At 47.3% G+C, this 15,631-nt stretch carries 8 protein-coding genes; all 8 read left to right on the forward strand.

Annotated elements, in window-relative coordinates; genetic code table 11:
* The first annotated feature begins 360 nt into the window (after positions 1–360).
* The 8 genes from F3J22_RS29045 (at position 361) to F3J22_RS29080 (ending at position 15,581) form a co-directional block, all read left to right on the forward strand.
* On the forward strand, positions 361–3,591 hold the full coding sequence (locus tag F3J22_RS29045; protein ID WP_167021477.1) for a TonB-dependent receptor: 3,231 nt from the start codon (positions 361–363) through the stop codon (positions 3,589–3,591).
* A gap of 18 nt (positions 3,592–3,609) precedes the next feature.
* Positions 3,610–5,433: a RagB/SusD family nutrient uptake outer membrane protein gene (locus F3J22_RS29050; RefSeq protein ID WP_167021478.1), complete on the forward strand. Its 1,824-nt coding sequence runs from the start codon at positions 3,610–3,612 to the stop codon at positions 5,431–5,433.
* A gap of 14 nt (positions 5,434–5,447) precedes the next feature.
* Positions 5,448–7,040, forward strand: coding sequence for a DUF5123 domain-containing protein (locus F3J22_RS29055; protein WP_167021479.1), 1,593 nt, complete (start codon positions 5,448–5,450; stop codon positions 7,038–7,040).
* Positions 7,041–7,072: 32 nt separating this feature from the next.
* Complete coding sequence (locus tag F3J22_RS29060) at positions 7,073–8,389, forward strand: polysaccharide lyase family 1 protein (protein WP_240155231.1); 1,317 nt, start codon at positions 7,073–7,075, stop codon at positions 8,387–8,389.
* A gap of 130 nt (positions 8,390–8,519) precedes the next feature.
* A complete protein-coding gene (locus F3J22_RS29065; RefSeq protein ID WP_167021480.1) occupies positions 8,520–9,119 on the forward strand; it encodes a sigma-70 family RNA polymerase sigma factor in 600 nt (199 codons plus the stop codon).
* 195 nt (positions 9,120–9,314) lie between these two features.
* Positions 9,315–10,466: a FecR family protein gene (locus tag F3J22_RS29070; protein ID WP_167021481.1), complete on the forward strand. Its 1,152-nt coding sequence runs from the start codon at positions 9,315–9,317 to the stop codon at positions 10,464–10,466.
* 207 nt (positions 10,467–10,673) lie between these two features.
* Positions 10,674–14,204 carry a SusC/RagA family TonB-linked outer membrane protein gene (locus F3J22_RS29075; RefSeq protein ID WP_167021482.1) on the forward strand — a complete coding sequence of 1,177 codons (3,531 nt, stop codon included), beginning with the start codon at positions 10,674–10,676 and terminating at the stop codon, positions 14,202–14,204.
* Positions 14,205–14,216: 12 nt separating this feature from the next.
* Positions 14,217–15,581, forward strand: coding sequence for a RagB/SusD family nutrient uptake outer membrane protein (locus F3J22_RS29080; protein ID WP_167021483.1), 1,365 nt, complete (start codon positions 14,217–14,219; stop codon positions 15,579–15,581).
* Positions 15,582–15,631: the final 50 nt, after the last annotated feature.

A 15,631-nucleotide genomic window follows, 5' to 3' on the forward strand; every position in this document is an offset into this window, starting at 1 on the left:
TGCCTGCGGCATCTACAGAAAAGGGATTCTACGCCTCGCCACAGGCGAAGCGTAGAATCCCGGAATACACCAGCAAGTGCTTTCCGGAGAGAAGGGGCAGGCGGCGGAAATCCATATGCCTCAAATTACTTTTCTGGGAACGATTGCGTAAATAAATCCCCTCAAACTGTTGGACGTGTTAAAATTAGGGAGTAAACTTGTTTACAGAAGCACAAACCTGCTCTTTAGCATAATAGACACCAACTAAAGCACGTTAGCGAACTAAGAGTATATTCAAAACAGCTGAAAAGCTGATTCTATCAACCTAAAATCTTACAGACAGAAAGTTCTCATAGGACATTAAACTTTTTATTTCCACTTATGAAAAGAATTCTTCTTTTAATTGCCATACTGTATGGTAGTGTGACTGGTTTTGCCCAATCCCGGCAGGTAAAGGGTTCCGTCACAAACAAAGATGCAGGCGATGCCTTGCCTGGTGTTACTGTCAGGATAAAAAATACTTCCACAGGTGTAAACACTGATGTGAATGGCCGCTTTGTCATTAACCTGCCTGATGATAAAGGCGCCGAATTACAGTTCTCCTACATCGGTTATACCACAAAAGTAATCCCTGTAAAACCGGGACAGAACATTACGGTTACCCTGGAACCTACCAACAACAACATGAACGAAGTGGTAGTGGTAGGTTACGGAACGGTTACCCGTGGCGAGTTTACAGGAGCTGCATCCAGTATCAACGCCGCTAAGGAACTGAAGGATATCCCCGCAAATACAGTGGCAGAAGCACTTGCCGGCCGCCTCGCCGGTGTGCAGGTAACGACCACGGAAGGTCGCCCGGGCGCAGAAATCCTCGTACGTGTACGCGGCGGCGGATCTATCACACAGGATAACTCCCCGCTCTATATCGTGGATGGTATCCAGGTGGAAAATGCGCTGTCCTTATTATCGCCGCAGGAAATCCAGAGCATCGACGTACTCAAGGATGCTGCGTCCACAGCTATCTACGGTGCACGCGGCGCCAACGGCGTTGTGATCATCACCACCAAAGGTGGTAAAGACATGAAAACACGCGTGAGCTACGATGGCTACTTCGGTAACCGTAACATCGTGAATAAACTGGATGTGCTGCATCCTTACGACTATGTGAAATACCAGTACAAAGTATATAACTACAATACAGATGATGCCACTGCCACTGCTTTCCGTGATAAGTACGGCCGCTGGCAGGACCTCGATATCTATAAATCCATGCCTTTCACCGACTGGCAGAATGAAGTATTTGGCCGCGATGCTCAGAATCTTACCAACAACGTATCCGTTACCGGTGGTAATAAAAATTCCAGCTTCAACCTTACTCTCAATAATGTAAAGGAAGATGGTATCATGCTGAATTCAGGCTACCGTCGTACGATGGCTGCATTCAAGTTTGACCACAATGCATCCGACAAGCTGAAAGTGGGTATCACCGCACGTTATGGCCGTGGGCGTATCGATGGGGTAGGTACTTCCGCTACCGGCTCTCAGGGTACCAACCGACTCCGTAACTCCGTTCGTTACAAACCATTTGTTGCACCTGGTGACCAGGATGTGGTGGATGTATTCGATCCTGAATATGCTAATCTCACCAACCTCACCAGCCCCGTGCTGCTGGCAAATAACGAGTTGAAATATGATTACCGCAATGATGGTAACTTCAGTGGTTATGCCAGCTATGATATCACGCCCAAGCTGACATTTAAAAGTGTTGCCGGTATCACGGTGAACAACGCCCGTGCCAATACCTATAATGGCGCCGTTACCAGCGTGGCCCGCTCCAATGCGAATATGCCGGTAATCAACATCACCACCGGTGAAACCATGACACTGACCAATTCCAATACACTGAACTATAGAAATACTTTCGGAGGAAAACATAATGTGAACCTCCTCGCAGGACAGGAAATCTACCAGACCAACGCGCAGACTTTCAACAGCACCGTGAAATGGATGCCGGTAGATCTTACGCCGGAACAGGCCTTTGCTGGTATTCAGAAAGCCACGCCACCATCCGGCCAGATACAGGACCCTCCAACTACTTCACAGGCTAAGTCGACACTGGCTTCCTTCTTCGCAAGAGCAAACTACTCTTACGACAGCAGGTACATGCTGACGCTGACCAGCCGCTACGATGGCTCTTCCAAATTCAATTACGAAAATGGTTTTGCCTTCTTCCCCTCTGCCGCTGCTGCCTGGAGAATTGCAGAAGAGAACTTCTTTAAAGCTGCCAATATCTCCTGGTTGTCTGACCTGAAAATCCGTGCGAGTCTGGGTACTTCTGGTAATAACCGTATCGATAATGATATGTTCCGTACGGTATATGTTACCAATACTTCCAGCTATGCATTTGAATCGGCGGTAACGCCGGGTGTTGCACCTAATTCCTTAGCCAACCCTGGCCTGAAATGGGAAACTACCGTGGCCCGTAACTTAGGCCTGGATGTAAGTTTCCTGAATAGCAGGATTAACGCAACGGTGGACTTCTATAAAAATAATACCCGCGACCTGTTGTTAAGCGTACAGATACCACCTACCAACGGTTATACTTCGCAGATACAGAACGTAGGTAAAACACAGAATACCGGTGTGGAAGTACAGATCAATGCACAGGTAATTGCGAAAAAGGCATTTAACTGGAATGTCTCCTTTAACGTGGCTACCAATCAGAACAAGATTATCAGCTTAGGTACAGATGCTTCCGGTAATCCGCTGAAATCCTACCAGGTGGCTTCCGGATGGGTAAACAGTCTGAACGACTTTATGGCCGAAGTGGGACAACCTATTGGTCAGTTCTATGGCTATGTTACCGATGGTTACTACACCGTGAATGACTTCGATTATAATGCCGGCACTGGTAAGTATGTACTGAAATCTGATGTACCGAATGATGGTGCGGTGGCTTTAGGTAATAAAGATCCCCAGCCTGGTGACCTGAAACTGAAAAAGCTGACAGACGATAAAAACATGACCATCGGCCTGAACGACAGAAAAGTGCTGGGAAATGCACAGCCTAAGTTCTATGGTGGTATCAATCAGCAGTTCAGCTACAAAGGGTTTGATATGAGCATCTTCATGAACTTCAGCTATGGCAACAAAGTATATAATGCCAATAAGATCGAGTTCACTACCCAGTACCTCTATAAAGACAATAACATGCTGGCCATGATGAAAGATTCCTGGAAATGGTATGATGAAAATGGAGCCAAGGTGACAGATCCGGCGGCATTGACAGCCTTGAACAAAGACACCAAATACTGGACGGCGCCAGGCGGTAACTACTTCCTGCACAGCTTCGCCATTGAAGACGGTTCTTTCCTGCGTATCAGCAACGTAACCCTGGGTTATTCTCTCCCTGATAAATTACTGAAACGCACACACGTATTTAGCCGTTTACGTGTATACGCTACCGTTAACAATCTCTATACATTCACCAAATACAGTGGTTATGACCCAGAGGCCAATACCAGACGCAGCAACCCGCTGACTCCGGGTGTAGACTATGCCGCGTATCCGCGTAGCCGCTTTATGCTGGCAGGTATCAATGCTTCCTTTTAAGAACTAATCACGACCAACATGCGTAAAAACTCTTTATATACAATCCTGCTGGCTGCCGGTATCCTGAGTGCCCCGGCCTGCAAAAAATATCTCACTGTCAACTCACCCTCCAACATCTCACAGGGTGAGGTATTTAGCAGTGTATCCAATACCAACTCAGCAGTGGTAGGTGTGTATGCCATGCTGATCGGCGACAACGGTTATGGTAACCGTATCTCCTGCCTCTTCCCGCAGTCTGGCGATGATTTCAGGACTTCCGGCGACTACAGTGCAGACGACCGCCGAGGTATCAGCTGTTATGGCGCGAGTCCGGGCAACAGCGACCTGATAAACCCTTTCAATCAGCTGTTCAGTGGTATTGAACGTGCCAATGTCTGCATAAAATATATCCCGCTCTCCGCGAAATATACCAGCGGCACGGAGGCAGATAAAGCATCGATGCGCCGTTATTACGGAGAGGCGTTGACGTTAAGGGCACAGTTTTATTTTGAAGCGGTGCGCAACTGGGGAGATTTACCATTGCAGTTTGTTCCTGCCGCTGATCAGGTAGATTTGTACCAGACAAGAATGGATAAGGATACTATCCTGGATCGTATCATCGCCGACCTGGCAGTAGCCGAAACCATGGTGCCATGGCGTACGGAATCGCCGGACCAGAACGTACGCCTGACGAAAGGCGCCGTGAAAGGTCTGCGTGCGAGAATTGCGCTGGCCCGTGGAGGTTACTCCCTGCGTACAGCCACGCATATGATGGAGCGTAGAGATGATTACAAAAAATACTATCAGATTGCCATGGATGAGTGTAAGGATATCATGGACCATCCTGAGCAACATACACTGAATCCCGTATACGAAAATATATTCAAAACAATGCATACGGCTACCCGTATGGACGACGCGCATGAGCTGATCTTCGAAGTGGGCGCCTATGGCGGTAACGCCAGCACCGACAGTAAGCTGGGCTACTACAATGGCTTGCGTCACAACGCCTCTTCCCGTTTTGGTTCAGGTGGTGGCGGTATCAATGCGCTCCCTACCTACTTCTATGAATTTGATTCTATAGGAGATTGCAGAAGAGATGTTACCATCAACTGTTTTGAGATTGACGCCAATAGCCAGAAGATCATGAACACCGCCACCACCATGACAGATGGTAAGTTCAGACGCTCCTGGACAAGCATCACCGGTACTTCACAGAACCTGGCTATCCACTGGCCTATCCTGCGTTTTTCTGATGTGCTGCTGATGTATGCAGAGGCAGACAATGAAATCAACAACGGCCCTTCTGCCGCTGCACAGGATGCCCTGCTGCGCGTTCAGAAACGAGCCTTTGTGGGCTATGAAAGCAGGATACCTGCCATGCCGGCTGATAAGGATGGATTCTTTAAAGCACTGGTACAGGAACGTTTGCTGGAGTTTGGAGGAGAAGGTATCCGCAAGTATGACCTGATACGCTGGAACCTGATCGCCACGAAGTTTGCAGAAACGAAAGCCAAGCTACGCTCCTTTATGGTAGGAGAAGGCCGCTACGCCAATCTGCCGCTGTACGTATATACGAAACCTGCCAATTACAACCTGGTTGCTTCTGTACAGGAAGTGGCTACACTGGATACCTATGGTGGGGTTGTATCGCAAACCCTGTTTCAGCCAGGACTGGGTACCAGCTCGGCACCTACCGGCTATACTTCAAAAGCATGGCGCTTCGCGGTAACGGAAGATTACCTGACCAACGACAGAAAAGGTTACGTGTATTATTTCGAAGCCAACAAAAAAGAACTGTTCCCTATTCCTACTGCGGTGTTGAATACCAACGCTAAACTCGCGCAGAATTACGGTTACTGATAAACTGTTTAATCATGAGTAACAAAATATATCAATATACAATCGGCATACTGCTTTGCGGTCTCCTGGGACTGGTGGCCTGTAACCGTGATAAAGACGTCATGAACCTCTCCCGTATGTTCATGCCCAGCGGCGACATCAAAGTAACCAGCGGCGAAACTTCCGCATTCATCACCTGGAAGGCAGCCATCAATACCACCAAGGCTACCTATACCGTGCAGCTCTCCAAAGACTCTACCTTCGGCTCTTTCGAGAAATCGTTTACAACAGATACCAGTGGTATCACCATCACAGATGATAACCTGGCTGTAAGAACGAAATACTATGTACGTGTGCGCACTAACGGTGCCGACAGTACGAAAAATTCCTACTGGCTCAGAAGTGGCGCCTTCAGTATTACCGGTGAACAATGGCTGCTGACAATCGGTTCTACTGATGTTATCGATACGGCCGCTATTATCAAATGGAAAGGCGGCGCCAATATGGTGAAGCTGGTATTCAGCGCAAAAGGTGCTACCGATATCATCGCTACCATCGATGCAAGTGATAATACCGCCAACCAGAAAGTGGTCAACACACTGGTGCCTTCTTCTACCTATACAGTGGAAGTATATGATAATAACAACAAAAGTAAAGGTATCCTGACCTTCACCACGAAAAACAGGGTGCCATTCAATAACCTCCGTATAGACCTGACAGGCTTTACCGGCAGACCAGGTGTATTAACAGATACTATTCCGACTGTTCCTGCGGGCAGCACCATCATCCTGAAACGGGGAGAGAGCTATAATGTTGCTGCGGAACTGGCCATAGGTAAGTCTTTGACGATCATTGCCGAAAACAGTTTCAATACCACCTTACCTACCATCAACTTCACTTCCAACCTGAACTTTGTTGCAGGTACAAGTATCGATAGTATTGTATTCAAAGATCTGTACCTCAAGGGTGCTTCTTATGGAGCTTCTTACCTGCTTAATGCAGACAAGGCGGCCACTTTGAATAAGCTGAGCTTTGAAGCATGTAAGATAGAGATCATGCGTGGTGTGGTGAGGCTGAAGTCGAGCACGGTAGGTACTACTGTCAATAACACCAGCTTTAATAACTGTATCATCGATAGTATTGCGGATTATGGTGTGGTGAATGGTAATGCCTCGGCAGCTTTCCTGAACGTAAGCATCACCAACAGCACCATTTATAAAGCGCAGAAAGTGGTAGTAGGTGGTTTGCTGAGTAATTCAGTAGTGATCAGCGACTGTACATTCAATGAGGCGCCACTGGGAGGAAGTAAGGCTTACCTGGTCGACTATGCTGCTGCCAATGTAACAAATGGTATTAAGCTGACCAATGTGCTGATGGGAGTGGGAGGTAGTAGCTCAGGTAATGTAACCGTGTTAGGTTACAGGGCAGGAACAGGTACCAGTATATCAGCTTCCAATACCTATTCATTAGGGGATTATGTGACCAGTAGTGCAGCGATTCCGGGTGTGATTGCGTATAGCGGATTATCTACCGCTGTGTTTACAGACCCGGCAAAAGGTAACTTCCTGATCAAAGACGCCATTTTTGCAGGTAGGAGCACATCAGGAGATCCGCGCTGGAGAAAATAGCAGCAAGACATTAATCAGGTATTTATAATAAGATGAGACAATCTTTTTTCTGGCATATGATGATAACGGGGTGTCTGCTGGCTGTTGCCGCCGAAGCGCAGCAGCAGGCCTTTCCCGGAGCCGAAGGATATGGCAAATATACCTCCGGCGGCCGTGGTGGCCGTGTATTGCAGGTAACCAACCTGGACGACAGCGGCCCTGGCAGTTTACGCAGCGCCATTGAAGCAAAAGGCCCGCGTACGGTAGTGTTTACCGTTTCCGGAACAGTAGCGCTGAAATCTCCCTTAAACATAAGGGAAGGAGATCTGACGCTTGCCGGTCAATCCGCTCCCGGCGCTGGTATCTGCGTAAGCAATTACCAGACAGATGTGCAGGCAGATAATGTAATTATCCGGTATATGCGTTTCCGTCTGGGCGATTTATCGAAGCATGAAGCTGATGCGCTGGGTGGCCGCCGCCATAACAAAGTGCTGATCGATCATTGCTCTGTAAGCTGGGCCATCGATGAATGTGCATCTTTCTATTATAACAGCAATTTTACCATGCAATGGTGCCTCATTTATGAAGCGCTGAATGAATCTTTCCATACCAAAGGCGCTCATGGCTACGGTGGTATCTGGGGCGGACAAAAAGCCTCCTTCCATCATAACCTGCTGGCCAGCAATAATAGCCGTAACCCGCGTTTCAGCGGTTCTTCCACTACGCAGAATACCGCTGATGAACTGGTCGACTTCAGAAATAATGTAATTTATAACTGGGGCTTCAACAGCGCTTATGGCGGCGAGAACGGTAAATACAATATGGTAAATAACTACTATAAGCCAGGACCCGCTACCAAATCGGGTGTTCGCAGCAGGATCATCAATCCTTCTGAACCTTATGGTCAGTTTTATGTAAATGGTAATTTCATGGCCGGCGACAGCCGTGTAACCGCCAACAACAGCCAGGGTGTGCAGTGTAAAGACCCGCAGGCGGCCATCGTGGCAACAGCCTTTGACGTGGAAGCCGTGAATACCACCGATGCTGTTACTGCCTATGAGGCGGTGCTGAAAGGCGCCGGCGCCAGCATGTACCGCGATGCACAGGACACGCGCATCATCGCGGAAGTACGGAGCGGAAAATCATCTTCCGGAAAAAATAACAATGGCATTATTGACAGCCAGACGGATGTTGGCGGATGGCCTGAACTGAAATCACTCCCTGCACCTAAAGATGCGGACAGTGATGGCATCCCGGACGAATGGGAGAAAGCACATGGCCTGAATCCCAATGTGGCGGATAATAATGGCCATCAGCTGGACAAAGATTATACTAACCTGGAAGTATATCTGAATTCGCTGGTAAAGTAGATTGAATGCGAGTCTGAGTATAAACAAACGAAAAAATCCGTCTCTACCTGTAGAGACGGATTTTTCATTTAAGACCGGTGCACTAAACATTTTCATATCCATTTATTATTTTTAGCCCAAAATAAGTGCGGTGCCTGCATTAAACGCTATACAAGAGGAAAGGGATATCCTGGCGCGTATTTCCAGGAGCGACGAAGCGGCATTCGGGCAGTTATTTGATCATTACCGCGACCGTGTATACGGTCTGGCATTGAAGCTGACCGAGTCCGAACAGCTGGCCGAAGAAATTGTGCTGGATGTATTTTTAAAGATCTGGCTAAAGAAAGATATGTTACCGGAAATAGAACATTTCACGGCATATCTCTATACGACTACCCGTAACCATGTATTTAGTACGCTTAAGCAGCTTTCTGTCAGAAGAAATGCGGAAGATGCGGTAAGGGTAGAAGAATATCTCCTGCACAGCAGCCAGACGGATTATGCTGTCATGGACAAACAATACCGGGAGATACTGGAACAGGCGGTAAGTCAGCTTTCCCCGCGTCAGCGGGAAGTATACCGGCTGATCAAGGAACAGGGCCTGAAAAGGGAAGAGGCGGCGGCACAGCTGGCGCTTTCCCCGGAAACCGTTAAAAGGCATCTTGCCGAAGCCATGTATGCCATCAGGGTGTATTGCCTTGCCCGACTGGATGTGGTAGCCGTCATTATGATTCTCCAAAGATTGCATTAACCCCTGCGTTGTTATCCTTCCTGTCCCCTGTTATTTTTTCCCGTAGGGAGATGATCTGTATAGTCTGATCTACTGGGAAATGATTGTCATTATAAATTCCGGAAAAAAATTTTGAAAACTACTGACCCAAAGTTTTTTTGGAGCAGTCTCATTAATTGTAGCGGATGTAAATATTGCTATGCCTAAAGATTTCGCATGGAGAGACTGGAATATCTGTTTAATAAATATTTACAGAAAAAACATACAGCGGCAGAGAAGGAAGAACTGTTTGAGCTGATCGCCCGGGCAGAACACGATACTGCGCTGAAATACCTGATAGACGAGGCTTTGCTGCATGCCGACCTGGAAATGGCCATGCCGGCGGCAAAGGCACAGGATATCTATTCCCTGATCGTGCAAACAGCAGCTCCGGTAAAAGTGGTGCCTATGCATCGTGGCCGCTGGAAATACGCTGCAGCAGCGGCGGTACTGCTGGCCATTGTTGGCAGTACTTATTTATTCCGCAGCAGGGAACCTGTGCCGCCGAAAAATACCGGTATGCAATACGCCATGGATGTTGCTGCCGCAAAACAAGGCGCCATACTTACCCTGGCTGATGGCTCACAGGTAACGCTGGACAGCGCCGGCAACGGCCTTATTGCCATGCAGCAGGGAAAGAAAGTAGTCCTGGATAATGGAGAAATAAAATATGATGGTAATGCCAGCGGCGCCACAGTGGCATGGAACCAGATGACAACTCCCCGTGGCCGCCAGTTCAGGCTGGTACTGCCTGATGGAACTAAAGTATGGATGAACGCTGCATCTTCTTTAAAATATCCGACAGAATTCAGCGGCAACGAGCGCCTTGTGGAAGCTAGCGGTGAAGTATACTTCGAAGTGGCGAAAATGGCTGCGCAGCCATTTCGTGTAAAGCTGGCAGATAGCAGCCAGGTACAGGTTTTAGGGACTGCCTTTAACATACATAATTATAAAGAAGAACCAACTACGCGTATAACACTGCTGGAAGGAAGTGTACTGGTGAATAATGCCGGCCAGCGCCAACTGCTTAAACCAGGCCAGCAGGCTACTGTTTCACAAGGTACTATGCAACTGGTGGCTGCCGATACCAGCCAGGTAGTAGCCTGGAAAAACGGCGACTTCGACTTTAACGACATGGACCTGCCATATGTCCTGAATGAGATTTCCAGATGGTATGATGTTGAAATCATCTATGAAGGTAAAATGCCTGTCCGCAAATTTGGCGGTGGCATGCAACGGAATTTAAGCCTGCAGCAGGTATTGAACCTCCTGGAAAAAGCACAGGTGAATTTCAGATTAACGAAAGACAGAAAATTAATCATTATGTAAGGGGACAGCCTGCCAGAAAAAAACCGCTCTACGTGGGGTAGAACGGTTTACAGTAAGGTTATCAATAAAATCGTCTTTAGCGGGACATCATTTACTAATCAACCAAACCAGTACAAAAGTATGAATTTTAATGCTTTTTGTAGCCGGAATGCTATTGCCCTATGCCAACGGGGCCGGAGCCGGTTACTTGTCCAAACACTACGTGTTATGCGATTATCAACCATTATCCTGATCATTGGCTGTCTGCAGCTGAGTGCTAAAACTTATTCACAGACCATCACCTACTCCATCAAAAATGGTACAGTAGAAAAGGTTTTCAACGAAATTAAAAAGCAAACGGGGTACCGTGTGTTTTATGATAAATCTGTTTTTACAGATGATAAAACCATCAACCTCGATGCCAAAGGACAACCTTTGGAAGCAGTCATGAATGAAGTATTGAAAGGTGAAAACCTGGAATATTCTTTCGAAGACAAAACCATCGTCATCAGTCCAAAAACCAGGAGCCTGCTTAATCTGCCGGTGGCGCCACGGGCGGTTACCGGGTCATTGAAAGATGAGCGGGGCCTGCCTATTGCCAATGCCTCCGTGATGTTGTTGCCGCTGCGCCTTACCGCTACTACCAACGAAGCCGGTTACTTTTTTATCAACAATGTTATACCGGGAACGTATACACTGGAAGTATCGCATGTGAGCTTTCAGCGCGTTACACAGCGTATTACCGTAGGTACAAACGCCAACCTGAATGTAAGTATTACCATGCGTGTATCCCGTATGGAACTGGAAGGAGTAAGCATCAGCACTGGTTATCAGAAGATAGATAAATCTGTTACCACTGGTTCGTATGCTGTTGTTACTGCCAGAGACCTGGAGAAAAGTCCTGCCCTGAATATTATGGAACGCCTGGAAGGAACGGTGCCGGGCGTGGTTTTCGACCTGAAAACAAATAAGATCATGGTCAGAACGCCCAATAACTACGGCGGCTATGAACAGCCACTGATCGTTATCGACGGGTTCCCGGCTATTGAAAGCGGACTGGTAGCCAATCCGGGTACAAGTCTTAGCAGAACGTCTCCTGTTTCCAACAATGGTATTCTCAGTGCCTATAACCCGAATGATATTGAAAGCATTACTTTCCTGAAAGATGCGGCAGCATCAGCGATCTGGGGCTCCCGTGCAGCCAATGGCGTTATCGTGATTGAAACAAAGAAAGGTAAGCCGGGACTCGTACAGGCAACATTTTCCTCTACGCTGAGTATTGCCCCTCCGGCAGATCTGGCCGATCGTCACTTTATGAACAGTGCACAATACATCGACCTGGAAAAAGAACTCTTTGGCTATAACTGGTACCAGGACCCCTCCGCTGGCTGGAAGTCTTCCCCTGTTAGTCCGGCTATACAAATGATGTTTGACCAGAAGAATGGTAAAATCACTGCTGATCAGCTGAGCAGCGGCCTTGCCGCACTGGCAAGGAAAAGTAACCTGAAGGAACTGGCAGATAATTTTCTGCAGAATGCCGGCACACAACAATATAATTTCTCCGTATCAGGAGGAAGCGGCAACAGCAATTATTATGTTTCCGGTAACTATAGTAAAGATAAACCAGTGTTTGTGAGAAACAGTGCGGAGTCGTACTTCGTGAATGCTTCCTTCTCCACCAGCATGGCCAATAATAAACTGAACCTGACCACAGGACTCAACCATAATTATTCTACCAGTAATGTCAATGGTATTGCTTTGCAGGCTATTTCGCCCGGACAATACGGACTGCTGCCTTATGAGTCGTTGTATGATGATAATGGTAACAGGGCGCAGAAAGATGTGTATTATACCCGTTCTACGACAGACTCATTGAAAAAACTTGGTTACCTGCCATGGACATATAATGCACTCGATCAGCTGGATGCAGGTTATACTACCTACCGTAAAAATGCTACCCGTATCAATGCGCGTCTGCAAGGGAAAGTTACCAGTTGGTTAAACCTGGAGGCTTCCGGTATGATGCAGCGCTCCAATAATATGACAGATTACCTGCAACGCCAGACAGCGATCGATATGGTTTCGAAAATTAACAGGGGTACCTATATCGATCCTGTTTCTAAAAAAGTGACCTATGGTTATCCTAAAGGCGCTTCTTTATTTACCGCCAATACCGTAGGTGAAGACTGGTCGCTTAGGCTGCAGTTCAATGTCAATAAACGTTTTGGCCAATACCATCAGCTGAGTTTCCTCGGTGGTAATGAGTTCAGACAAAGCAGTGTGCAGGGATATTCCAATACCTACCTGGGTTACGATGAAGTAGCCAGCATTGGTGTAGTATATAATCCTACCACTACCTATAAAGATATGGAAGGGAATCCGCAAACAATAGGTTACAGGGATAATGTGATCAACAGGTCTCAAACCCGTTATCTATCTTATTTCTCCAACCTGAACTATTCCTTCAAAAGCAAGCTGCATTTGAGTGGAAGCCTCCGTTTCGACGACTATACGCAGCTGGGACTGGAAAGAAGAAAACGTGCAAGGCCGTTCTGGTCTACCGGTGCGAAGTGGGACATCATGCAGGAACCATTTGCAAAAAATCTCCGTGTAATAGATGGTTTATCCTTGCGTAGTTCCATCGGTATAGGAGGTAAAGTGCCATCGGGCGGTAATGCCATCAGTATTTACCAGTATTCCGGAATTGATGCCATCACCGGATTACCTAATGGTACCATCGGTGTGCCCGGAAACCCTGACCTGCGCTGGGAAACAACCAGAACATGGAATATGGGGGCTGATGTTTCCCTGTTGAGAAACAGGCTGACTTTCTCCCTGGATGTATATCGTAAATACTCCTTTGATATCATCGGTACCTTCCCGATCAATCCTGCGCTGGGATGGTCATCGTATACCTATAATACTTCTGATATGAAGAGTAATGGTATAGAATTGAATATCTCCGGTTATATCCTCAGGAGTAAGACCTGGACCTGGAATGGCAACTTCAACATCTCCCATACCAATACCCTTGTTACAGATGACCGCTTTGGTACCAAAGGGATGAATACACCGGATGCGATCAATACGCTGACTGGTTATCCTATTGACCGTGTATTTGCCTACAAATGGGCCGGGCTCGATGATAAAGGACAATCGCAGGTATATAACGCCAAAGGCGAATTGATAAACAATACATCTACCTATGTATTTAACATCAACGATTTTGTAATGATGGGACGCAGCATGCCGCCTACTACCGGCGGTATGACACAGAGTGTACGTTATAAACAACTGACGCTGACAGCGCGGTTTGTGTATTACCTGGGCAACGTCATTAAGTACGACCCTATCAATATCATGAGTGTACCAAATGGTTCAGCAGGCGGATATGTAAGTGCTGCCGCCGCACTGGACAACCGCTGGCGTAAACCGGGTGATGAAAAAAATACCAATATCCCGGGTTTGTTTAATATGAATATTAAGTCAAGAGATTTTTATCGTCTGGCAGATTTCAATTTTATACCGGGAGATAATATCCGCTTCCAGCAGCTGTCGCTCAATTACCAGTTTACGCCGGAAGTGCTGCGTCATACGAGGTTCCTGAAGTCGGCTTCGCTGGGAGGTACGGTGAGCAACCTGGGCGTGATATGGAAGAAGAATAAAGTTGGTGTAGATCCGCAGTATATTTTCGATGGATCTTATACCAGTCTGCGTCCGCGCCCGAGTTATACCATGAACCTGAATCTCACCTTCTAATTATTACTGATCATGAAGAAATCTATATATACAAGTGCATTAGCGCTTTTATTACTGGCAGGTAGCGGTTGCAGGAAATTTGTGGAGATAGACCAGCCAGGTACGCGTCCCTTGAAGAATACGGCCGACTTTGATGCATTGCTGAACAGCAGCTATAACATGACTACCACCTTCAGTTATCCGTGGGCAGCCTGCGACGATATTGATGTAACAGATGCAAGTGTGCAGGGGAGAATCACCAATGTAATGAAACAGGCTTATATCTGGGCCGATTATATTGTGGGCGATGATGCCAATGATGGCGACTGGGACCGCATTTACAAGCAGGTATATGTATGTAACCAGATCGTTGATGCGGTGATGACCAGTATAGGCGGTACCGACCAGCAGAAACGCCTGATCCTGGCTAAGGCTAAGATGTTCAGGGCCATGGCCTATATGGACCTTGTCAATGTATATGCAAAGCATTATGATCCGGCTACTGCCGCCACCGATCCTGGTGTGCCACTGGTTTTGCGTGCAGCCGTAGAAGGTGTATCACTGGTGCGTGTACCTGTAAAACAGGTGTATGAACAGATCACCAAAGATTTGCTGGAATCAGTTCCTGATTTGCAGGGCATGGCAGGTACTACTGTAGAAGCCAGTCAGGGCGCCGCTTTTGCGCTGCTGGCCCGCGAAAATCTGTATATGGCCAATTATGCAGATGCAGCCAGGTATGCAGATAGCGCTTTGGCAAGAAACAATAAACTGATAGATCTGGCAGCATACCCGAATGGTGTCGGTTTCCCGGATAAAATGTCGAATCCGGAAATGTACCTCTTCCGTGTAATAGGTTCGTCGAACCTGGTATTTTACCCGATGGCAGCAGATTTGCAGGCATTGTTTGCCACCAATGATCTGCGCTGGTCAATATATACCATAGATGGAAAAGATTTCAGCGTTCCATTTTCAGGGAGAGCCTTCCGGAAGTACCGTCTGACCATAGACGGTGCCTTCTGCGGACTCGATGTACCGGAAGTATTGCTCACAAAAGCAGAAGGACTGGCACGCACCAATCAGCCGCAGGCTGCCATGGACGTCGTGAATACATTGAGAAAGAAAAGATTCCTCGCAGCAGACTATCAGCCGCTTACCGCCGCTGATGCCACCAGTGCCCTTAAAATAGTGCTGGAAGAGAGAAGAAGAGAGCTGATGGGAAGAGGAATACGTTTGTTTGATCAGAAAAGATTAAACAGAGAACCACAATTTGCCAAAACCGTCACCAGGACTTTATTAGGTACGACCTACGTATTGGAGCCTAACAGCAACAAATACGTATTTCCAATTGCATCGAAATATGTCAGCTTAAATCCTGAAATAGTTCAGAATCCAAGATAATACTATGGCGGGGCCGCCAGGTTTTTAGCGGCCCCGTTTTTCCAACTTTT

It is taken from the genome of Chitinophaga sp. Cy-1792 (assembly GCF_011752935.1).
GTDB lineage: Bacteria > Bacteroidota > Bacteroidia > Chitinophagales > Chitinophagaceae > Chitinophaga.